General features: G+C 40.3%; 17 protein-coding genes. 6 read left to right on the forward strand and 11 right to left on the reverse strand.

What is annotated here, in order from left to right:
* Positions 1-55: 55 nt before the first annotated feature.
* From J0A69_RS09510 to J0A69_RS09550, 9 genes are all read right to left on the reverse strand, one after another.
* Positions 56-637: an O-methyltransferase gene (locus J0A69_RS09510; protein ID WP_206586323.1), complete on the reverse strand. Its 582-nt coding sequence runs from the start codon at positions 635-637 to the stop codon at positions 56-58.
* A gap of 75 nt (positions 638-712) precedes the next feature.
* Positions 713-1,402: an SIMPL domain-containing protein gene (locus J0A69_RS09515; protein WP_206586324.1), complete on the reverse strand. Its 690-nt coding sequence runs from the start codon at positions 1,400-1,402 to the stop codon at positions 713-715.
* A gap of 108 nt (positions 1,403-1,510) precedes the next feature.
* Positions 1,511-2,479, reverse strand: a complete 969-nt coding sequence (locus J0A69_RS09520) for a Kelch repeat-containing protein (protein WP_206586325.1) — start codon at positions 2,477-2,479, stop codon at positions 1,511-1,513.
* Between the two features lie 119 nt (positions 2,480-2,598).
* Positions 2,599-3,447, reverse strand: coding sequence for a prephenate dehydrogenase (locus J0A69_RS09525; protein ID WP_206586326.1), 849 nt, complete (start codon positions 3,445-3,447; stop codon positions 2,599-2,601).
* Between the two features lie 93 nt (positions 3,448-3,540).
* Positions 3,541-4,689, reverse strand: coding sequence for a pyridoxal phosphate-dependent aminotransferase (locus J0A69_RS09530; RefSeq protein ID WP_206586327.1), 1,149 nt, complete (start codon positions 4,687-4,689; stop codon positions 3,541-3,543).
* Positions 4,689-5,513: a prephenate dehydratase gene (locus J0A69_RS09535; protein ID WP_206586328.1), complete on the reverse strand. Its 825-nt coding sequence runs from the start codon at positions 5,511-5,513 to the stop codon at positions 4,689-4,691. Before J0A69_RS09535 ends, J0A69_RS09530 begins: the two co-directional genes overlap by 1 nt.
* 3 nt (positions 5,514-5,516) lie before the next feature.
* Positions 5,517-6,758 (reverse strand): 3-phosphoshikimate 1-carboxyvinyltransferase, encoded by a 1,242-nt coding sequence (locus J0A69_RS09540; protein WP_206586329.1) that lies wholly within the window; start codon positions 6,756-6,758, stop codon positions 5,517-5,519.
* 17 nt (positions 6,759-6,775) lie between these two features.
* Entirely contained in the window at positions 6,776-7,810 is a 1,035-nt protein-coding gene (aroB, locus tag J0A69_RS09545) for a 3-dehydroquinate synthase (RefSeq protein WP_206586330.1), read from the reverse strand.
* Positions 7,811-7,897: 87 nt separating this feature from the next.
* Entirely contained in the window at positions 7,898-8,995 is a 1,098-nt protein-coding gene (locus tag J0A69_RS09550; RefSeq protein WP_206586331.1) for a chorismate mutase, read from the reverse strand.
* Positions 8,996-9,521: 526 nt separating this feature from the next.
* Here J0A69_RS09550 and J0A69_RS09555 point away from each other — a divergent pair.
* The 3 genes from J0A69_RS09555 (at position 9,522) to J0A69_RS09565 (ending at position 14,254) form a co-directional block, all read left to right on the forward strand.
* Complete coding sequence (locus tag J0A69_RS09555; RefSeq protein ID WP_206586332.1) at positions 9,522-10,703, forward strand: proline dehydrogenase family protein; 1,182 nt, start codon at positions 9,522-9,524, stop codon at positions 10,701-10,703.
* Positions 10,704-10,786: 83 nt separating this feature from the next.
* On the forward strand, positions 10,787-12,493 hold the full coding sequence (lysS, locus tag J0A69_RS09560; protein WP_206586333.1) for a lysine--tRNA ligase: 1,707 nt from the start codon (positions 10,787-10,789) through the stop codon (positions 12,491-12,493).
* Between the two features lie 312 nt (positions 12,494-12,805).
* Positions 12,806-14,254 carry a M48 family metalloprotease gene (locus J0A69_RS09565; RefSeq protein WP_206586334.1) on the forward strand — a complete coding sequence of 483 codons (1,449 nt, stop codon included), beginning with the start codon at positions 12,806-12,808 and terminating at the stop codon, positions 14,252-14,254.
* Positions 14,255-14,347: 93 nt separating this feature from the next.
* Here the strand turns inward: J0A69_RS09565 and J0A69_RS09570 are convergent, their stop codons facing one another.
* Positions 14,348-15,091 carry a DUF4197 domain-containing protein gene (locus tag J0A69_RS09570; RefSeq protein ID WP_206586335.1) on the reverse strand — a complete coding sequence of 248 codons (744 nt, stop codon included), beginning with the start codon at positions 15,089-15,091 and terminating at the stop codon, positions 14,348-14,350.
* A 220-nt stretch (positions 15,092-15,311) separates the two neighbouring features.
* On the opposite strand from J0A69_RS09570, the gene J0A69_RS09575 reads away from it, so the two are divergent.
* The gene (locus J0A69_RS09575; RefSeq protein ID WP_206586336.1) at positions 15,312-16,526 is read left to right on the forward strand and encodes an arginine deiminase; all 1,215 of its coding nucleotides are present in this window, start codon (positions 15,312-15,314) and stop codon (positions 16,524-16,526) included.
* 66 nt (positions 16,527-16,592) lie between these two features.
* On the opposite strand, the gene J0A69_RS09580 is transcribed toward J0A69_RS09575, so the two are convergent.
* Positions 16,593-19,388 carry a putative LPS assembly protein LptD gene (locus tag J0A69_RS09580; RefSeq protein WP_236032772.1) on the reverse strand — a complete coding sequence of 932 codons (2,796 nt, stop codon included), beginning with the start codon at positions 19,386-19,388 and terminating at the stop codon, positions 16,593-16,595.
* Here J0A69_RS09580 and J0A69_RS09585 point away from each other — a divergent pair.
* Both J0A69_RS09585 and J0A69_RS09590 read left to right on the forward strand, forming a co-directional pair.
* On the forward strand, positions 19,387-20,187 hold the full coding sequence (locus tag J0A69_RS09585; protein ID WP_206586337.1) for an N-acetylmuramoyl-L-alanine amidase family protein: 801 nt from the start codon (positions 19,387-19,389) through the stop codon (positions 20,185-20,187). The genes J0A69_RS09580 and J0A69_RS09585 overlap by 2 nt on opposite strands.
* A gap of 136 nt (positions 20,188-20,323) precedes the next feature.
* Complete coding sequence (locus J0A69_RS09590; RefSeq protein ID WP_206586338.1) at positions 20,324-21,934, forward strand: acyl-CoA carboxylase subunit beta; 1,611 nt, start codon at positions 20,324-20,326, stop codon at positions 21,932-21,934.
* Positions 21,935-21,948: the final 14 nt, after the last annotated feature.

Below are 21,948 nucleotides of genomic sequence, written 5' to 3' on the forward strand. Positions count from 1 at the left end.
AACCGTTAGTCTAAAATAATTCAATTAAGTCCCTGAAGTACTTGTTTATTAGCTACTATCGGATCTTAGTCATCAATATCACTCCGGTGGACCAATTCATTTTAGTCAAGTAAAAATCATCTCGCTGTTCTAGGATTTCGACTAAAGAAGCGGCTTTTTCAGCATGACCTTCGGGCCAATTTGGTTGCTCATCCATATCGTCGATTACATAGATGCCTCCGACTTTGAGCAAAGCAAAAACTTCGTCCAAATGGCTGTATTTTCCAGGCCAGGCATCAGCAAAAACCAAATCAAAAGGAGAACCATCATAGTTTTCGATCCATTTTTCACCATCTTCCAAAACTAGATCTACCCTTTCATCTTTACCGAAGAATTCTCTTGCAATCTGGATCAATTTCGGGTCATTGTCCACACTGATCAAAGAAGACTCTTGATCCATCCCATCAATCATCCAAGAAAGAGAAAGACCGATGCCGGTTCCTAATTCCAGAAAATGTCCTGCGGGCTTACTAGCCACTAGGGTTTTAAGGAGTGATCCTATGTACAAATCAGAGGGCATAGTAAACCCTATTTCAGCCGATTTAGCTTCGATTTTTGAATGAATTTCCGGTTTGTTATGAATTTTTTCGTCTTTCATAAATTGGTGATTGGAATAAAAAAAGAGATCAAAATTTGATCTCTTTAAAATAAGTTTTCTAAACTGAAATTCGGTCTAGTAGGTGTATTTTACAATTACTTTTTTCTGTAGAGACATATCATCAGGGGAAAGGAGAGGTCCTTGTGCTGCATCTGCACTTGCTCGCATCATTTCCATTTTGTAGACTGGTTGGGATGCTGCAAGGGAAACACGGTGTACTCGAATAGATTTAATGCCTAAAGTCTCAGCTACTAATTTTGCTCTGCTTTCAGCATTTTTCAATGCTTCTGTCAACAACTCATTTTCCATAGATTTTTGAGTTGCTTCAGAAACCTGAAAATTCATATTGAAACTCATGTCACCTGAATTTTGAATGGCTTCCACGATTTTCTGAAGGTCTTCATTTTTGCTATTTGTCGTGATCATCAAGTTTTGTGTGGCAACATATCCACTGTCTCTTGCATATCCGCTTCTATAGATTCGGTTGATATTCACGGAATAGTTATCAGCAACTAACTTATAATCTTTGATTCGGGCTTTTTCCAAAGCTTTTGCAAGGTTCTGGGTTTTGGTGTTTAAAACCTCAACAGCATCTCCAACTTTCATTGCTTTTTCTTCTAAATGGATGCTGAACACAGCTTCATCTGGAGCCACTTTTCTCTCTGCCATTCCTTCAACTTCAATTAAAGGCACAGACAGATCTTCTTGAGCTAAAACCGGCACTGCCAGCATCAATCCAAATAATAGGGTGAATAGATTTTTCATGGTTTAGTTTTTTAATTCTTTTACACTTTATTCAAAAGCAAGGCCAAAAACTCCGCAAGACTTAATTTGAGTTGGATCGCAAAAGGCTTTGTCTGTGGAATGGAATGATTATTTCCATTCCAAAATCTCTATGTTATTGAGTTCAGGTCCGCCTCCGCGATTGGCAGAACCTGCAGCTACATAGATTTTCCCGCCATAATAAACGACTCCTGTGCCATGTCTTCCCTGATTTAGATTCGGTAAGCTGGACCAGGTGCCTGTCCTCGTATCCAAAACTTCAACTTCAGCATGCGCTGGTACTTGGGTGTTGCTTTCTCCATTCATGACGACCAAATAGGGTCCATTCGCAACATTGGATGTGCCTGCTCTTTCAGTGGGAATAGGGGAATCTACTGTATGCCAAGTATTTGTGCTAAAATCAAAATAATCAACTTCAGGAACTGTCAGGTCAAGAACTTTCCCAATCACAGCAGAAGATCTTCTTCCTCCGGCTACATAGGCTTTGTCTCCAACCATGGTTGCACTGAAGTGATCCCTTGCTCTAGGAGCATCCGGTAAAACAGTCCATTTTCCAGTCTTTGGATCATACTCATCAAACCAAGTCACATGTCCGTCCCAATGCCCATCGATAATACCTGATACCAAATAGATTTTATCATTTCGGGTAAAAACGCCGACAGAACCTCTCAAGCGATCTTTTGGGATTTCCGCCCCTTCACGCCAAGTATTTGTTTTGGGATTAAAAATCAGAAAGTTAGGAATTGGAGTTTCGTGAGGATAACCTCCCGTAAATGCTCCGATCACGTAGATTTCATGGTTGTAAGAAATCGCCTGAAAATGGTGAAAGTTCATCGGTACATCCGCCAACTGCTTCCAGGTTTTCGTCACTGGATCAAATTCTTCAACAGGACGATCTGCCCGACCTCCAAGGGCGTAAAATTTCCCATCACATTCGACAAATGAGTTTTCATGTCTTGGCGAAGCTTCATTCGTGGTTTCCAGAACTTTCCAAGAATTTTCCTGGGCAAAGAGGTATTGAGAAAAAAGTAATGCAAAGAAGAGGGTTAGGTTTTTCATGGTTTTAGAGTTAAGATTCTGAATTTAAACTTTTTCTACTAAATGGAATAAACCCTTGTGGCAGATAAAAGAAAAGCCACGTCAGGGACATGGCTTAAATTTATTTTTTGAAGAGAAGATTAATTTCCTAAATCCAGAATATCTCTGATTTTATTGATTTCTGCCATTTCCTCAAACAAGGCTTGCGAGTCGCTCTGAGCAATTTTTTCTCTAAATGAGGAAAGGTTTGCGATATAGCCGTCCAGTGCGTTTAGAATATTCTCTTTGTTTTCGGTCAAAATTGGAGTCCACATAGCTGGGCTTGATTTGGCAAGTCGTACTGTAGAGGCAAATCCGGAACCTGCCATATCAAAAATGTTTTTTTCATCAGCCATCTTTTGCAGTACTGTCTGCCCAAGCATGAAAGAAGAAATATGAGATAGGTGTGATACAAAGGCTAAATGCCTATCATGCTCCTCCGCATCCATAAACCGAAGTTTAAGGTTCAACGCATCAAACAACTCGTATGCTTTTTCTTTGAGGTGTAAATCCGTCTTTTCCAGTTCGCAGATGATCATTACTTTTCTGTCCAGCAAATCTTCCAAAGCAGCTTTAGGTCCAGAATATTCTGTTCCGGCAATCGGGTGAGCTGCTAAATATTGAGCTCTATTTGGATGGTTTGCTACCAGCTTCGTTAATCGGGATTTGGTCGAACCCACGTCAAAAACCAGCGTATTTGGTCCGATAGTGTCCAAAGTTTGGATTAGCAAATCACCCAATGTGTCAGCAGGAGTTGCCAAAATGACTAAATCAGTATCTAAATCAGGAGTTTCTTTTACTTCTGAAATAATCTCTAGAGTCAGAGCATCCTTTTGGTTTTGCGGGTCAATATCATAACCGGTTACAGTAAGATCAGCGATTTTCTTTTTAGCGCCTAGTGAAAATGATCCTCCTAAAAGTCCAAGTCCGATAATGTGAATTTTTTTCATCTGTTTAATTTTTTGGTCTTCCCGATGGCTATCGGTAAGAATCAAGCAAGGGTATTATTTCTTCAGAAAAGGTAATCCTAGCTTGATTTCTTTTTATGGTTTAATGCGATTGATTGCTTCTAATATTTTGAATTCTGGCATGCAAAGAGAAATCCGAACGTAGCCTTCTCCCTGGGACCCAAAGATTTTACCCGGTGTGATGAATATATGCCTTTCGTAAAGCAATTGATCCACGATTTCCTCAGCTGTTTTGCCATCTGGTACTTTACACCAAACAAACAAACCTGAGGCATCTTTGGCATAAGTCAAACCAAGTTTATCAGCTAATTTCCAGACTAGTTTTCTACGGTTGGCATAAAGCTCACCCAGTTCCTCAAACCATCCTTTCCCTAATTTCAAAGCAGCGATAGCACCCTTTTGAATGCCTAGAAACATCCCAGAGTCCATGTTGCTTTTCACCTTCAAAATCTTTTGGATCCAGTCTGCCCTACCTACCAGCATACCCACTCGCCATCCCGGCATGTTGAAGGTTTTACTTAGTGAGTTTAATTCCAAAGCTACATCTGTTGCTCCGGCCACTTCCAAAATACTGAGAGGCTTTTCACTCAAAATATGACTATATGGATTATCGTGAAGCAGCACGATTTCATTTCTTTTTGCAAAGGCGACAATCTCTTCCAAAATCTTTTTTGAACCAGGAGCACCCGTCGGCATATGGGGATAATTGATCCACATGAGTTTGACTTTACTTAAATCCCTGCTTTCAAGTTCCTCAAGATTTGGTCTTCCTTTTTGACTTAAATCCAAAGTGTAATAAACCGGTTCTGCTCCTAGCAAATTGGTAACGGAAGCATAAGTCGGATAACCTGGATCAGGAATCAAAACCTGGTCTCCAGGGTTCAAGAATGTCATGCTGATGTGCATGATTCCTTCTTTTGATCCGATTAGTGGTAAGATTTCTTTATCAGGCTGGAGGCTAACACCATATTCTCTTGCATAAAACTCAGCCATAGCAATCCGGAGTTCTGGAATCCCCTGGTAGCTTTGATAACCATGTGCTTGAGGGTTTTCTACTGTGCTTTTCATGGCTTCCAAGACCAGTTTGTCAGGTGCCAAATCAGGACTTCCGATTCCTAGATTTATCACTGGCTTGCCTTCCGCAATCATTTGATTTACCTCTCTCAGCTTGGCAGAAAAATAGTATTCCTGAACTGTTTCGATTCTTTGTGAAAAGCCTTTCATTATTTTCTGCTTTGGTATTCTCCAAATATTTTAACCTCGCCAAACCTCTCTGAAATCTCCTTCATGGTTTGAAGAAATAAATCATAATCCTCAAATACTGTGTCCATAAAAAAGGCATATTCCCATGGTTTTTGGATCACTGGGATAGATTGGATTTTGCTCAAATCTAAGCCGTTTTCACTCATCAAAGTCAAAAGTTTTGCAAGTCCTCCTTTAATATTTTGTATGGTGACTTTTATTGAAGCCTTATTGGGAGTGAAGTCATGAGTTACCTGTGCTTTTTGCAAGATGATAAATCGAGTGAAATTGCTTTTTACCGTTTGGATATCTTTTGCGATGATTTCCAAACTATAAATCTCTGCTGCTATCCGAGAAGCGATTGCTCCGACACCTGTCAAATTACCTGCTGCTATTTGCTGGGCAATTGCAGCTGTGTCCACATCATCTTTTAATTGGATTTCCGGGTATTGAGCAAAAAATGCTTTGCACTGAAGGATGGCCATCGGATGGGAGCGGACCTCACGAATGTCTTCGATTTTTTGTCCCGGCAAAGCCATCAGTTGATGGGCGATCGGCAAGTAAAACTCATCTCGAATAGTCAATTCATACCTATCAATCAACTCGTAATTAGGGAGAATCGCTCCAGCAATGGAATTTTCAATTGCCATGATTGCAAAATCTGCCTCTCCAGTTGATACTGATTTTGCGACCAGCTCAAATGTATTGAAAGGCAAAATATCAGTCTCTTCTCCAAAATTAGCCAATGCAACTTGATGATGGAAAGAACCAGGAACGCCCTGGATCGCTATCTTAAGTTTTCCCATCTTTTATGACTTGGTTTCCATTTCGATCCCCAATAATTCACAATGCTTCCAAAAGCTAGGATAAGACTTGTTGACCACTGCTGGATCTTCTATGATTACTCGAGTTTTGGTCAATAAAGGCATGAAAGCCATTCCCATTCTATGATCTTCATAGGTATGAATCCGTACTTCTGCAGGCATGGTGAAAGAAGGGATTACTTGATATACTTCAGGCTCTATTTCCACTAAATCAGCATTGAATTTTGCCAACTCCTGCTGAAGGGCAAAAATCCTATCTGTTTCTTTGATTTTTAAGCTTTCCAATCCTGTGAAAACAGCATTTTGACCTAAGATAGCACAGGTTACAGCTACCGTCTGAGCTAAGTCTGGGCAGTGGGTAAAATCCCAATTTTTCAATCCTTTTACAGCTTGTTTTTGCAACAAAACTCCGCCTTCTCTGAAGGTACTTTTTATGCCAAGGTGATCCATGATATCCACTATTTTTGAATCACCTTGCAAACTGTTTTCTTTTAATCCTTCTAAAAAAAGAGCACCTGAATCAGCGCAGGCAAGCAAACTAAACCAGTAACTTGCTCCTGACCAATCACTTTCCACCGCAAATGAAGTTGGTTGGTAGGCTTGATGGGCAACATGAATGAAATTATCTTTCCAAGTATATTTTATTCCAAACTGCTCCATCAATTGAAGTGTCATTTCAATATAGGTTCGAGAACCAACTTTTCCTTCCAATTCTATTTCCAATCCTTCCGGTAAAACAGGTGCAATCATCAACATTGCTGAAATGTATTGAGAAGAAACATCACCCCTGATTTTTACTTTATTGGAAGTCTGGGAAGCTAGTCCATGAATAGCTAGTGGGGGATAGCCCTCAACACCTAAATAGTGTATTTCCGCTCCGATACTTCGCAAAGCATCTACCAGAATTCCAATCGGGCGCTCACACATCCTGGGTGTTCCGGTCATGACTTTGTTTTGATTAGTCACTGAGGCATAGGCTGTCAAAAAGCGCATGGTTGTTCCCGCATCAAGCACATCATAAACGGGAGGGTTTTTACCCAATAAACGAATCATCGTTTGGGTATCCCGAGCCTCAGCTAGATTGGATATTTTGTTGTTTCCTTCTGTCAAAGCATCAATTACCAAAACCCGGTTGGATTCACTTTTTGAAGAGGGAAGTGGGATTGTTACGGTTTGGTAATCGCTTTTTTGGCTTAACTGCAACAGGTCTTTTGTATCGGTACTCACTGGTTTAGGTTTAAGAATTAGAGGTTTTCGTAGTAGAAAATGGATTCTTCGATTTCTTGCCGATTTACAGGGATGTTGTAAGTACAAGAGCCGATTTTTTCCAATAAAGAGAACATCAAAACTTCTCCTTCATTTTTTTTGTCTTGGAGACAAAGGTCAAGAATCGGTTTTAGATCAGCTTTGGAAAAGGTAAATTTTCCATAGATGCTCAAGAAGATATTTTGAATGGTTTCAAGTTCTTCCTTGCTCAAATTTGTTTTTTGGAATGACAGATAAGCTTCGCAAATCATCCCAATTGCAATTGCTTCTCCGTGAAGCAAATGTTTGGGTCCATCTAGAAAATGCGATTCAAACGCATGTCCGATGGTGTGCCCAAAATTCAATATTTTTCGAAGTCCAGCTTCTTTGGGATCGGCTAAGACGACTTGTTTTTTTATTCCAACAGAATGCTGGATAAGTTCCATCCAGTCTTGATCTTTCCAATTTTCAATTTTCAGCTTCTCAAAGTAAGCTTTGTCTTGAATTAAGCCGTGTTTGATGATTTCTGCGTAGCCTGATCGCAACTCTTCTTCAGGAAGGGTTGACAGAAATTCAGGGGAAATCATCACTGTTTCTGGCTCATTGAAAGTGCCCAAATGATTTTTCAATCCTTCGAAATCAACTCCCAATTTTCCCCCAACACTGGCATCTACTTGCGATAGAAGGGTAGTTGGGATATTGATAAATCGGATTCCTCTTTTGTAAATGCTTGCGCAAAATCCTCCCATATCACCAATGACCCCTCCGCCAATGTTGATGAACAAAGCTTTGCGGTCAAGTGCAGCAGCAGTCATAGCTGACCAAATCGCAGCACAGGTGCTTAAATTTTTGTTTTTTTCACCTGCTGAAACTGAATAGAAAAGAGTTTTAGCAGGCAAAACTGACTTTAAAAGAGGGAGGCAATGTTGCTCGGTGTTTTGGTCCGTCAGGACGAAAAGTTTGGAAAAGGAAATGCCTTGAAGCACTTTTTCCAAGTCTGAGGCAATTGAGTTTGAGAAAATGACTGGGTCCACCGGTAGAAATAATTTGGCAAAAGGTAGGCAATTGATTTTGGGAAGGACAAAATCCCTCCCAAAATCTAAGTAAGCTTAGCCTTGATTTTACTTTTTGACAGCTTCTGATTCGCGAAGTTGTTTTTCTTGTCTTTTTACGGATTCTTCATGAATAGAATAAAGTAACTCCTTCATAAATTTCTCGCTAAGATTTCTTTGAACACCTTTTTGAGTACGGCTTTCCATTACTTCTTTCCATCTGTTTGATTGAAATACTGTTAGATGATGCTCTCTCTTGTGCGCTCCGATTTGATCAATTACAGCAAATCTCTCCTGAAGGATATCCAAAAGCTGATCGTCAAGATGGTCAACAGCTCTTCTCAAATCATTTAATTTTTCACTAGGCTGCTCAGTTTCCATAGGTTTCTTGAAGTCGATTGCATTCAAAATTTCCTTCAATCTCTTTGGAGTAACTTGCTGCTTGGCATCAGACCATGCATTATCAGGATCATGGTGAGTTTCGATCATCAAGCCATCTAATCCAAAGTTGATCGCTCTTTGAGAGATCTCAAGGATTCCGTCTCTTTTACCGACGATATGGCTAGGGTCATTGATTACTTCCATTCCAGTCCAAACACGCTTAAGGTGAATTGGCATAGACCAGTTTGGCTTGTTTCTATAACGCTTGTCATAAGCATCAGAGAAACCTCTATGGATTGCCGCTAGCTTAGTCAAACCCACCGCGTGGAATCTTTCTAGAGCACCCATCCAAAGATCTAAGTCTGGATTCATTGGGTTTTTTACCATCACCGGAATATCAGAACCTCTTAGCGCTTCAGCAATTTCCTGTACAGCAAATGGGTTAACCGTTGTTCTGGCTCCAACCCAAACTACATCTACATTATTTCTCAAAGCGATTTCTGCATGAGCCGCGTTTCCAACTTCTACTGTAATTGGGATATTCAAGTGATGACGAACGATTTCCATCCATTTCAACCCTTCTTCACCGATTCCTTCGAAGCTTCCTGGTCTGGTTCTTGGCTTCCAGATACCTGCTCGGAACATGGATGGCACCACGTTGTTTTCCTTCAATTCAATACAGATCTTCTCGATCTGCTCAGGAGTCTCTGCGGAGCAAGGTCCTGCGATGATAGTGGGGCCTGTTAGTCCAAGTCCCCAGTCTTTGATTTGTTTGTGCGTTTTCATACGGCTAAGCATTAAATGAAAAAACCCGACTCTTTCGAATCGGGCTCTTTGTATAGTTTATTTTCTTTTAGTTTTTGGCTAGACAATAGGCAGCTCCGATTCGATTTTGGCTTCGAAAGTAAAAGTAAAAGAATGTAAAATAAATCGCGGCTGTCATTAACATGCCCCAAATGTAAGCTAGGGTATTTTAAAAACAAAATAATTTTTCCCTATAAAATTTAACAACTCCATATTAAATGGCAGATTCTGTTTCCATCTTTCATTTCCAGCTTGGAAATGAATCGAATTCAGAATTATATTCTGTTTTAGAAATTATTTATTGAAATTAATTTTAAAAATATTTTTTCGATTTATTTCCTGAGAATGAAGGGATTCAAATGTGCAATATTCTTTGGCTTCAAAGATTCCAAATCCCGGCTGCACTAAAATCTATTTTTGATTGAATGGAGTGAAGGCTTTGTTTCTTACAAACATATGCCTAGCGTAAGTAGTTTTTTTGATATCTTTGCACCTTTATTTTAGGAATATGCCCACAAAATCGTCTATTTCTTTCGAAAACCTGGAAGTTGCCTTTGCTTCAAAATCTGATGCTGAGCTTAAAAAAATGCATCTGGTTTTCTCCTTGCTGAATAATAAGACTCTCTCCGATATCGGGATTGCGTTGACTCATTTCGCATTGAAGCTAAAGCTGCCAATCAAATGGATCATGAAGCAGACCATGTTTGGGCATTTTTGTGGTGGAGAAACTATCAAAGAAAGCATCAAAGCCTGTGAGAAACTTGCTGAATTTGGAATTGAGGCGATTCTGGATTATTCGGTAGAAGGGAAAGGAGATGAGGAGAGTTTTGAAAGGACTACAGAAGAAATTCGCCAGACGATGGTAGAATCTGCTAAAACGGATTATATGCCTTTTGGAGTGATCAAAGTGACCGGATTGGGTGATTATCACAATTTGATTAAAATCCAGGCAGGAGAGAAACTGAATCCTCAGGAGCAAATAGCTTACGATAAAACCAAAGCCAGAGTGGATTTACTCTGCAAAACAGCCCATGATCTAGGTTTGAAGATCTTGATCGATGCAGAAGAATCATGGTTCCAGGATGCTGTCGATAACCTGGCTTACGAGGCTATGGAAAAGTATAATCTTGAGCGATGTGTTGTTTATAATACCTATCAGATGTATCGTCATGATATGCTTGGAAGATTGAAGAAAGCTAAAGAAGCAGCTTCACAAAAAGGTTATTTGCTTGGAGCAAAACTGGTTCGTGGGGCTTACATGGAGAAAGAAGGAGAGAGAGCAGAAAAGTATGGATATCCAAGTCCTATCCAACCCAGCAAAGCCGCAACAGACAAGGATTACAATGCCGGTGTAGAATTCTGCATAGAAAATAAGGATATCGTTTTTCTTATGAGTGGGTCACACAATGAAAACAGCAATTACCTAGTTGCTGAACTCATGAATAAATATGGAGTAGACCCTAAATCTGATAAGGTTTTCTTTGCGCAGCTCTATGGAATGAGTGATAATATTTCATTCAACTTGGCAAAAGCTGGTTACCGGGTGGTGAAATATGTTCCTTATGGTCCGGTAGAAAAGGTAATGCCTTATTTGACAAGAAGAGCTGCAGAAAACAGTAGTATTGCTGGTCAAAGCAGCAGAGAGTTTGAACTGATCAAGCGGGAAATGAAACGAAGAAACAGCAAGTAGTAGGTTGTGAAGGGGAGTAATAATTGATCTGAAAATTAAAATAAACTAGAGGCTCATTTGGTCTCAGGAAACAATAAATAAACATGCAACTTTTAAGCGAACAGGAATTAGAGCGGAGAAAAGACAGGGAAGAATTGATGCGTATGGGGATCAACCCTTACCCAGCGGAAGCTTTCCCAATAAATGTTACTGCTGAGGATATCCATAGAAACTACGAAAACCGCAAAAATGACTATAAGAGCATTTCAATAGCCGGTCGGTTGATGAGTAGAAGAATTATGGGTTCTGCTTCTTTCGGAGAGATCCAGGACTCTACTGGTAGATTGCAGATTTATGTTCGTAGAGATGATATCTGCCCAGAGGAAGATAAAACCCTTTACAATACTGTATTCAAAAAGCTTTTGGGCATTGGTGACTTCATTGGTGTGAAGGGCTATATTTTTACAACTCAGACTGGAGAAATTTCACTTCATGTTACCGAGTTGACTTTACTTTCTAAATCAGTAAAGCCACTTCCTGTGGTGAAAAGAGATGAAGAAGGAAATGTGCATGATGGATTTACAGATCCTGAATTGAGATACAGACAGCGTTATGTGGATTTGACGGTGAATCCTGAAGTCAAAGAAACCTTCAAAACCCGCTCAAAAATCATATCCAACATGCGTCGCTATTTTGATGACCATGGTTGGCTGGAAGTAGAAACTCCTATTCTACAGGCAGTTCATGGTGGAGCTGCAGCAAGACCTTTCCAAACGCATCACAATACTTTGGATATGCCGCTTTTCTTAAGAATCGCGAATGAGCTTTATCTTAAAAGGCTGATTGTCGGCGGATTTGACGGAGTATATGAGTTTGGTAAAATGTTCCGAAATGAAGGAATGGATCGTACTCACAATCCGGAATTCACATCCATGGAAATCTATGTTGCTTACAAAGATTATATCTGGATGATGGAAATGGTGGAAGAGCTTTTAGAGCAGGTAACTGAATCCATCCATGGTAAGACTGTAGTAAAAGTAGGTGAGAACGAAATTGATTTTGCAGGTCCTTATAGAAGATTGACTATGTATGATTCTATCAAGGAATATGCAGGAGTGGATGTAAGCAAAATGGATGAGGCAGGCTTGAGAGCTGTTTGTGCTGAAATGGGTATTGCTGTGGATGATTCCATGGGCAAAGGAAAGTTGGTGGACGAAATCTTCGGTGAGAAGGTGGAGGCTAATTTGATCCAACCTACCTACATCACAGATTATCCTATTGAGATGACGCCTTTGGCGAAAAAACATAGAACAGAACCTGGTTTGGTAGAGCGATTTGAGTTGTTTGTAAACGGAAAAGAAATCGCAAATGCCTATACAGAATTGAATGATCCAATCGATCAAAGAGAGAGATTTGAGGATCAATTAAAGTTGGCGGCCAGAGGGGATGATGAAGCAATGGCCATGGATGAGGATTTCTTGAGATCTTTGGAATATGGAATGCCTCCAACTTCTGGTTTAGGAATTGGAATCGATCGTCTGACGATGTTGCTGACCAATAAAACCACCATTCAGGAAGTGCTATTCTTCCCTCAGATGAGACCAGAGAAGAAAGCTGTGGAATTGACAGAGGAAGAAAAAGTAATCCTTGAACTTTTGAAGCAGGAATCGCCAGCCGCTTTGGCTGAACTAAAAGCCAAAGCTGGATTGAGCGGAAAGAAATGGGATGTGTCCATGAAAGGCTTAACAGGAAAAGGTGTAGCCAAAGTGATAAAAGAAGGAGATTCAATCACTGTTTCTCTTGTCGATTAATTTCAAAAAGATTGAATAGAAAAAACCGAGCTGCGAGGCTCGGTTTTTTTTTGTGGTTGGGTTTTTACCGCGGTGGGCTCGGAGTTTTGTGCAGTGAGGTGTTGAGGGACTTGGCCCAAAGAAAGCGCGTAATCGATATAGTTATTCTTGCTGCTGTCAAATTGCCTTAGCATTACTGCCGTGAGTGTCTTTACTCACGGCTTTCAAAATCACCTTGTAATCTCCAGTGATTAAGGCTACTTCCTTTTCCAAAATTAATTGGAATGAATTTTTCAATACTCATTATTAGAAACCCACCAACCAAACCTAACTATGAGAGCTTTTAAGAATTACCTCAGCCTCTTTTCGGTCCTTATCCTATTGAGTTTAGGGTCCTGTGCAATCAATCCAGTAACCGGTAAAAAGCAACTTGTTTTGATGTCTGAAGCTCAGGAAATCGCTATGGGTCAGCAGGCTGATCCTGAAGTGATTGCTTTTTTTGGGCTTTATGAAGACCCAGAACTCCAAGAGTTTATTACCAAAAAAGGAAATGAAATGGCAGCGATCTCACACCGTCCAAAATTGGCCTATGAGTTCAAAATAGTCGATTCCCCGGTCATTAACGCATTTGCCTTGCCTGGTGGCTTTGTTTATTTTACTCGCGGAATCATGGCGCATTTCAACAATGAAGCAGAGTTTGCTGGGGTGCTTGGCCATGAGATCGGGCACGTCACAGCAAGGCACTCAGTGATCCAACAGCGGAATCAGATTCTAGGTCAGTTAGGTCTTATTGCAGGAATTATTTTAGTGCCTGAGCTAGGTCGATTTGTAGAGCCGCTTTCCCAAGGGATGCAGTTGGCCTTATTGAAATTTGGTAGAGATGCGGAGAGACAGTCGGATGAGCTAGGTGTGGATTATTCTTCCCAAATCGGGTACGATGCAACTGAGATGGCTGACTTTTTCGAAACCTTGGAAAGGCAACAGGCAAACACCGGGGCAGATGAGATTCCACCTTTTCTTTCTACTCACCCTTCTCCTGAGGAAAGAAATGCAACTGTCGATCAACTAGCTTTGGAATGGCAGCAAAAGTCTAAAAAATCGGACTTTGCCGTAAACCGGGACAGTTATCTGCGCAAAATAGATGGACTTATTGTAGGAGAAGATCCTAAGCAAGGATTTGTGGAAAATAGCGCCTTTTACCATCCGGTCCTAAAAATCCAGTTTCCAATTCCTTCAGATTGGAATCACCAGAACTCACCACAGCAGTTCCAGATGGCACCAAAGACAGGTGACGCAGTTATGATTTTGACATTAGCATCGGGGGCAAACCTGGAGGAAGCTGCCAATGCAACCATGGAGAATTATGGGTTGACGCTGGTAGAATCCAAGAAGGAGACTATCAACGGCATGCCGGCAATACTAATGGTTGCCGATTTTATACAGGAGCAAGCCAATACGCTTCGTGTTCTTTCTTCCCTTATTCAGTTTGAAGGTAATATCTATAGCCTGATGGGAGTGACAGAAATTGATAATTTTAATTCGTATCAGCTCCTATTTTCAAGTACAATCAGAGACTTCAGGGAATTAAAGGATTCGGAAAAGTTAAACCGTAAACCTGATGTAATTAAAATCAAAACTGTCCCAAATGATATGACATTGGAAGCTGCCTTTAGATACTACGGAATGCCTGCGGAGAGATATGAGGAACTTTCTTTATTGAATGGAATGCTTTTGACAGACCAAGTAGATAAAGGAATGCTGATCAAAGTTGTAGGGAAATAACAGTCAGCATTTAAAGTTAAAAACAAAAAAACCGAGCTGATAGGCTCGGTTTTTTTGTTTTAATTGGCTCAATGGCTTTTTGAAGATTTAAAATTAAATTCCAGAACCAGCTTTTTCTCTTTCGGCATAGCCAAATACTTTTTGAAGCAATACCGTACTTCTTGCCGCAACGTTTTCACGGATCTTCAATTCTTCTTTTGCAATTTCATAAAACAATCCATCTATCGCTTTTTGAGTGACATATTTGGAAAGATCAGTTTCAATTGGCTTTACCAAAGGAACTTGGTTGTATTTGCCGATTACATCTCCCCAATATTTAGTCGCTCCAACTTTATTCAAACTTGTTTCTATGATCGGCTTGAATTTAGACTCTAGAGAGCTAGTCGTTTTGTTTTCAAAATACTGCGTAGCTGCATCGTTTTGACCTAGAAGTATATTTCTCACATCAGTAATTGTCATTTCTTTAATAGCAGCTACAAAAATCGGCTTTGCTTCAATGGCTGCATCTTCCGCAGCTCTGTTGACACTGGTGATTACCTGATCGCAAAGATTTCCTAGTCCTATTGATCGAAGTGTATTCTCCACTTTTTGGGCTTCTTCTGGAAAAACAATTTTGATAGCGAGGTTTCCTAAATAGCCGTCTTCTTCAGATAGTCTATCGGAGGCATAACTTGTTCCATATTCCAGTGCTTGCTTCAAACCTGAATTGATTTCGGCTTCTGTTGGCGTTCCTAATCCAAATTGTCCTCCGAGTTGATTTAAAGTGTCGCAACTCGTGAAAAACAGCGTAAAGGATAGCAGGAATACTAGTGAATAGTTAAATTTTTTGGTTCCCATTTTTCGGTCTTTTTATTTTCAGCCAATAGTAATTCAACAATGGTACCCGAATTGAAAATTCTAGAATAAAAAAAATAAAAGTTCAGAGGCTGAAAATCAGATGTTTAATTTTGTTTGGGTTAATATTTCCGATGAATTATTTCAAAAATTATCGTGATAGGCAATTTAAATTTGATAAAACATAATAAATACCTATAATAGATATAAAAGTGAAAAATAAATGAACCTGCGACTCAACTCTGAATTTGGAACCCTTAAAGCGGTGCTGATGCATAGACCTGGAAAGGAAATAGACAGACTGACACCCTATAATAAGGATTTTTTACTTTTTGAAGATGTACCCTATTTAGAGGCCTTACAGCGGGAGCATGATGCCTTTTCAAATTTGATTAAAGAATCCACAGGAGCACAGGTTTTCCAATTGAGAGAGTTGCTTATCAGGGTGTTATACGATGAGGTGATCTTACTTCAGCTTATGCGCGAATCCCTAAAGAGGTCTGGGCTGGTCCACCTAGCCGAAGATATCTTAGAGCGATTTTCTACGGCAGAGTGCGCGACAATCCTAACTGCAGGTTTGAAAATTCACGAATTAAGAAAAAAACTCCCCAATCTAAATGCTGGGGAATTGATGGAATCAGCTTTTGCTATATCTCCTTGCCCCAATTTGTATTTCCAAAGGGATCCGATGGCTTTGACTCCTTCCGGAATTATTTTTTCGAGCATGAAAATGGACGGTCGGCAGCGTGAAGCAGACTTACTTCGAACGATTTTTGAAAACCATATGGATTTCAAAGACAATGTAAATAGACTCTATCCAATAATAGGACATGATAATCCGCCAAGCATAGAAGGAGGTGATGTGATAGTGCTTTCAGGAAAAGCGGTGGCAATCGGCAATAGTGAGCGAACGGATGAAAAAGCGATTTACCATGCTGCCAAAGCCATGCTTGCTGAAGGATCAGTAGAAAGGGTTTACGAAGTTCATCTGCCGAAAAAACGCCAATACATGCACTTGGATACGGTTTTTACTATTCTGGATGAAAATCTTGCTTTGACTTACCCCGATGCTCTGAATTCTGTTTTGCAAACCTCACTCTATACTTTGAAAGAAATCAAAGATGATAAGGTGCATATCAAACGAGAAGTTTTACAAGAATCTTTATTGACAATATTGGAGCGGGAAATCCCACATTTGGAGATACTTCATACAGCCGATGGAAGCCCTGATTATTCTCAGCGCGAGCAGTGGTTTGACGGCGCCAATGTCTTTGCGATTGGGCCTAGAAGAGTTATTTCTTATAATAGGAACATTCATACCAACCGAGCTCTGAGGCAGATGGGAGTGGATGTTTTGGAGATACCTTCTTCGGAGCTTTCAAGAGGATTAGGTGGGCCAAGATGTATGACAATGCCTTTAAGCAGATCGAGAGTTTAGGGATTTCGGATGTTTAATTTCGAATTTTCCTAAATCTTACCTCTCACATCAAATATCATACATCGATTAGTTGTCGAAGAACGATCTTCTTCTAGAAACTTTCAAGTCTTGAAGGATGCTTGACTTCACTCGTATATCAATGCTATAAGAGGTAAATCTTCCGAAAGGAATCCAGTTTACATTCATTTGCCAGCAGTGTAGATCCCTTGCAATTCCAATCATAGATTGGGTGATTTTCTGGGCTTGCAAGTCAAGACCTGTGTTGAAATTGATCTTCCATTTTTCCGATAGGGAAACATCCCCGCTCAGGTTCATGCCCTGGGTGATATTAGTCGTGCCGGTGGTCTGTTTGCTGTAGCTAAGGTTATATCCGATGCTCAAGTTCCATGGGATATTCCAATCGATGTACTGATTTGGGTCAGAGACTATTCTGTTGATTTCGCTTTCCACAAACTCATTCATGACCCCGCCCTGCTGCATGAAGTTGGTAGTCACCTCATCGCGAACCTCTCCCGGTGTTTTATTGCCTCCTGGATTGAGAGACATATTCATATTCAAGGAGGCATTTCGAATCGTACCTATGCCTTGACCATTTTTCCAAGCATATTGATTGATCTTCCTTTGTGTCTCTACTCCATTGCTATTTAAGGAGGTAGCTGTGGCATAAGGATCCAAAGTTGTCGTCATGTTGACGGAAAGCTTTCTGTCGAAGAAGCTGGTTCTGGCACTGATACTCAAAGGGGCGAGATTGAAGGAGTCCGCAGCAAAGTTGTAGCTGGTACTCAAGTTGAGAGTTTCCAGCAAAGGAATTTTTTTGGTTTCTGCTTCAGCAGTATCAGAAGGGTTTTTGATTTTTGCTTCCAATACGTTTCGAAGATTAAAAGTCATTGACCTAGACTCTCCCAAAGTTGCCCCACCGTAGATAAATCCTTGATGTCTGGATAAAAGCCTTTTATCACCTTCCTCATTGACTTGAACCTCTTGATAGTAACCAAAACTCGGATCGGAAAAGTCCGGCTGAAAACTGAATCCAATCGATGGCTGGAGGTGTTGACGAATCGTCTGGATTTTACCATTTCCTTTGAAATTGAAGAAACCATAAATGTTGGTATTCAAGGCAAAAGAGGAAGTGTATGTTGTTATCCTATTGAAGCCATCCTCCAGAATTTTATCTACGCGTTGTTCCGTTGGATTGTAGTAATAATTGATCCGGTTTAGATACCAGAGTTCAGTTAATGTGGTGTTGACGTTTCCAGTAAAGTATTTGAAAAGCGTAAAATTAGAACTGATTGGAATCGTATTTTTCGCCCCGTTTTTGGCATTATCTAGCAATAAATTGGCATTTGCAAGATTGAAAGGGATTACATCAACTGTCTCGTTCCCTGTAGATAGATCTGTTGGCACGCCAAAAGACTGATCCACCCTGTTGGTAATTGAGTTCTGCAAGTTGAAATTCCACGCAATATTTAAGGTCTTCAGTGGTTCAAAATTTACATTTCTAAATGGGCTCTGCCGGTTCATGTTTAAAGAAATGGAAGGCAGGTCTAGGCGAACTTCATTAGTCGAGACACTTTGAGAATGTCGCATATTAGCAGACATCGAAAAAGGTGTTCCGGTAAATGTTTTGGAATAAGAAACATTGGAGGTGAATTCAGAAGAGATGTTATTCTGGAAATTATTCTGATTGATCACATTATTGAAGTAACTCGTACTTCCTGCATTGACAGAAGCAGAAAATTTACTGGTTCCTCTGGTTTCTGGAGAATGACTCCATTGAATTCTGAATGTATTGTAGTTGACAGGATTCAGTTCCGTTTCTGGAGAAACGAACTTTTGGAAATCCAGATTGAAGCTTCCTGTGTAGCGATAGCGTTTTTTATAGACTGACTGGGCTTTTGCTCCCCATCCACCTTTGGAATAGATATCACCGGTTAATCGCGCATGGATATAATCATTGATGGCAAAGTAATATCCAAAATCCCTTAAGAAAATACCTCTGACCTGTTCTTCTCCATAGGAAGGGAAAATAATTCCAGAAGCTTTTTCTTCTGGCGTGTTTGGAATAATACCAAAAGGTAATCCTAATGGAGTTGGGATGCCATTGAAATAAAGATTGAAAGGCCCGGATACCACCTGTTTTCCTTCGATTGACTTGATTCTTTTGGATGAAATATGCCAGTGGGGTTCGGTCAATTTACAGGTAGTGTAATATCCGTGACTTAAATAAATACTTCCGTCTTCCTCTTTTTTGATGGTTTCACCTCTCAGAATTCCATCCTGTTGCTCGGTTACTACATCTTTGATAATAGCCTTTTGCGTGGCAAAGTTGTAGCGCATTTCCTTTCGGATTTCATATACAGAAGGCCCGTCTTTGAAAAAGGGATTTCCTCTAACGTTTCCTAAACTATCTGTAACTCCAGAAGCATAAAGCATGGAGTTTTTCCAGTCAATCTCGATATAATCTGCCTCAAGCCTCATTTCACCGTATTCGAAGTAGGCCTGATTGTAGAGATAAATCTTGTTTTGGGTGAAATCTGAAACGATGCTATCCTCAGCGTGATAAGTTATTTCTGTTTGGATTGGCCCAGTGGGCATAATTTTTGCCAAACTATCACTAGGCAAAGTGTCTTTTAGCGCAGGCGGGTTAGATTCTGGAATTGTATCCAGGTTTGGGGAAGCTAAAGTATCCGGCACAGTCAACCTTCTTTCAGTTCTTCTGGTAGGTTGTTGTGCAGCTGCCCAATCAGGAACAATCAAAAGTCCGAGTATAATTAATAAAAGGAGTCTAAATCCCTGCACAGCTGCTTGCGCTTTGTTTAATTTGTGTAAAATTTCGCGTAAAGTTAATTCTATTGCCCTCATGGAACGGTCTAAAAGCAAAAAAATTCTAATTAGTTTAATTGTCCTAGTACCTTTTTTATTTGGAGGATTCATATCTAACGAATCTATGATGCCAGCGTTTCGCATGAAGAAAATTGTCCTCGATGCAGGTCATGGCGGTAAAGATCCTGGTAATCTGGGTTCAAGGTCCAAAGAAAAGAATATTAATCTAGCTGTGACACTTTTGGTTGGGAAATATATAGAGGAGAATCTTCCAGATGTGGAAGTCATCTACACTCGTAAAGACGACAGCTTCCCCGAACTGAAAGAAAGACCCATCATTGCAAATAAAAACAAAGCAGATTTATTTGTGTCCATCCATTCCAATTCAGCTCCAAATCGTTCTGCTTTTGGAACGGAGACTTTTGTGATGGGGATGAAGCATTTCGATGCCAATTTTGATATTGTCAAAAGAGAGAACTCAGTAATCTTACTTGAAGATAACTATAAGGAAAATTACGAGGGTTTTGAGCCGGGTTCGCCAGAATCATACATGATGTTTAACCTGATGTCTAAAGTTCATTTTGAGAATTCTGTGACTTTAGCTGATCATGTAGAAACCCAATTCAAAGATAAAGTAGGTAGAAAAAGCCGAGGTGTAAAACAAGGACCTTTTTATGTGCTTTGGACTCCATCTATGCCAAGTGTTTTGATTGAATTGGGATTTTTATCCAATTCTACTGAAGAGGCATTCTTGATGAGCCAAAAAGGACAAGAGTACATGGCTTCAGCAATTTATAGATCCATCAAGGAATATAAAAACCAGATCGAGGCAAATTAATTTTCTCTTCAGATACAATCAGTTAGCCCTTTTTCTCATCGGAAAAGGGCTTTTGCGTATATTCAAACCAAACTCTTCTCATCGAATTGGAGTTTTTAATCTATAAACCCAAAAATTCACAGAACCCAAATTTTCCATGGAATCTCAAACTTTTCAAAGCCTATTAGATCAACTCAAGACAAAAACCGAACTGGTAAAACTAGGAGGAGGTACTAAGAGGATTTCCAAAGAACATGAAAAAGGCAAGCTCACTGCTCGGGAAAGAATTCAATATTTAATCGATAAGGATTCGGATTTTCTTGAAGTCGGGGCCTTTGCTGCCGATGGCATGTACGAAGAGGAGGGAGGATGTCCATCTGCCGGAGTAGTGACTGGGATTGGATATGTCAAAGGAAGAATGGTGGTGATCGTTGCAAATGATGCGACTGTAAAAGCCGGAGCCTGGTTTCCGATGACCGCAAAAAAGAATCTAAGAGCTCAGGAAATTGCCATGGAAAATCATCTGCCAATTATCTACCTGGTAGATAGTGCTGGGGTTTTTCTTCCCATGCAAAACGAGATTTTTCCTGACAAAGAACATTTTGGAAGGCAGTTCAGAAACAATGCAAAAATGTCTGCCATGGGGATTGTCCAAATTGCTGCAATCATGGGAAGCTGTGTGGCTGGAGGAGCATACCTTCCGATTATGTCTGATGAGGCGATGATTGTGGATAAAACTGGTTCTATATTTTTAGCGGGTTCTTACTTGGTCAAAGCTGCCATCGGCGAATCAGTGGACAATGAAACCTTGGGTGGAGCAACTACTCACTGTGAAATCTCTGGAGTAACAGATAATAAATACGATACAGATCAGGATTGTCTTGATGCGATCCGAGACATTTTCGATAAGATAGGTGCTAATCCTACCGCAGGATTTGATAGGGGAGAACCGAAAGACCCTAAAATATCCGGTGATGAGCTCTTGGAGGTTTTTCCTATGGAAAGAGTAAAACCTTATGATATGTTGGATGTCATTTCCGGACTAGTAGATGGAGGTGAAATTGAAGAATACAAAAAAGACTATGGCAAAACCTTAATCTGTGGAACAGCCAGAATTGATGGTTGGGCAGTAGGTATTGTGGCAAATCAGCGTAAAATCGTCAAGACTGCGAAAGGAGAGATGCAGATGGGAGGAGTGATTTATTCTGATTCCGCAGACAAAGCAGCGCGATTTATCATGAATTGCAACCAGCGAAAAATCCCTTTGGTTTTTCTTCAAGATGTCAGCGGATTTATGGTTGGCAGTAAAGCAGAGCATGGCGGAATCATCAAAGACGGAGCAAAAATGGTGAATGCCATGGCTAATTCTGTGGTGCCAAAGTTTACAATAGTTCTTGGCAATTCTTATGGCGCTGGCAATTATGCCATGTGTGGCAAAGCTTACGACCCACGCTTGATTTATTCTTGGCCCACAGCTCAGATGGCTGTGATGTCAGGTGCTTCTGCTGCTAAAACCTTGCTTCAAATCAAAGTGGCCTCTTTGAAGAAAAAGGGGAAGGAGATTTCTGAAACAGATGAAAAGGAACTCTTGGATGAAATTACCAATAAGTACAATGAAGAGCTCAGTCCATATTATGCTGCTGCCAGACTTTGGGTTGATGGAGTGATTGATCCAAGAGAAACTAGAAATGTGATCAGTATGGGAATTGCGGCCGCCAATCATGCGCCGATTTCGGAAAGATTTAATGTGGGAGTTATCCAGACTTAAGCGCTTTTTTACTA

Origin of the sequence: Algoriphagus pacificus (assembly GCF_017254845.1) — a bacterium.
In the GTDB taxonomy this organism is placed as follows: Bacteria; Bacteroidota; Bacteroidia; order Cytophagales; family Cyclobacteriaceae; genus Algoriphagus; species Algoriphagus pacificus.

Bases quoted from the DNA above. Each gene is read 5' to 3' on its own strand.
- J0A69_RS09530 (WP_206586327.1), bottom strand. From the start codon at position 4,689: ATGAAAGGCTTTTCACAAAGAATCGAAACAGTTCAGGAATACTATTTT.
- J0A69_RS09520 (WP_206586325.1), bottom strand. From the start codon at position 2,479: ATGAAAAACCTAACCCTCTTCTTTGCATTACTTTTTTCTCAATACCTC.
- J0A69_RS09535 (WP_206586328.1), bottom strand. From the start codon at position 5,513: ATGGGAAAACTTAAGATAGCGATCCAGGGCGTTCCTGGTTCTTTCCAT.
- J0A69_RS09590 (WP_206586338.1), top strand. From the start codon at position 20,324: ATGGAATCTCAAACTTTTCAAAGCCTATTAGATCAACTCAAGACAAAA.
- J0A69_RS09525 (WP_206586326.1), bottom strand. From the start codon at position 3,447: ATGAAAAAAATTCACATTATCGGACTTGGACTTTTAGGAGGATCATTT.
- J0A69_RS09570 (WP_206586335.1), bottom strand. From the start codon at position 15,091: ATGGGAACCAAAAAATTTAACTATTCACTAGTATTCCTGCTATCCTTT.
- J0A69_RS09580 (WP_236032772.1), bottom strand. From the start codon at position 19,388: ATGAGGGCAATAGAATTAACTTTACGCGAAATTTTACACAAATTAAAC.
- J0A69_RS09555 (WP_206586332.1), top strand. From the start codon at position 9,522: ATGCCCACAAAATCGTCTATTTCTTTCGAAAACCTGGAAGTTGCCTTT.
- J0A69_RS09585 (WP_206586337.1), top strand. From the start codon at position 19,387: ATGGAACGGTCTAAAAGCAAAAAAATTCTAATTAGTTTAATTGTCCTA.
- J0A69_RS09575 (WP_206586336.1), top strand. From the start codon at position 15,312: ATGAACCTGCGACTCAACTCTGAATTTGGAACCCTTAAAGCGGTGCTG.
- J0A69_RS09565 (WP_206586334.1), top strand. From the start codon at position 12,806: ATGAGAGCTTTTAAGAATTACCTCAGCCTCTTTTCGGTCCTTATCCTA.
- J0A69_RS09550 (WP_206586331.1), bottom strand. From the start codon at position 8,995: ATGAAAACGCACAAACAAATCAAAGACTGGGGACTTGGACTAACAGGC.
- lysS (WP_206586333.1), top strand. From the start codon at position 10,787: ATGCAACTTTTAAGCGAACAGGAATTAGAGCGGAGAAAAGACAGGGAA.
- J0A69_RS09510 (WP_206586323.1), bottom strand. From the start codon at position 637: ATGAAAGACGAAAAAATTCATAACAAACCGGAAATTCATTCAAAAATC.
- J0A69_RS09515 (WP_206586324.1), bottom strand. From the start codon at position 1,402: ATGAAAAATCTATTCACCCTATTATTTGGATTGATGCTGGCAGTGCCG.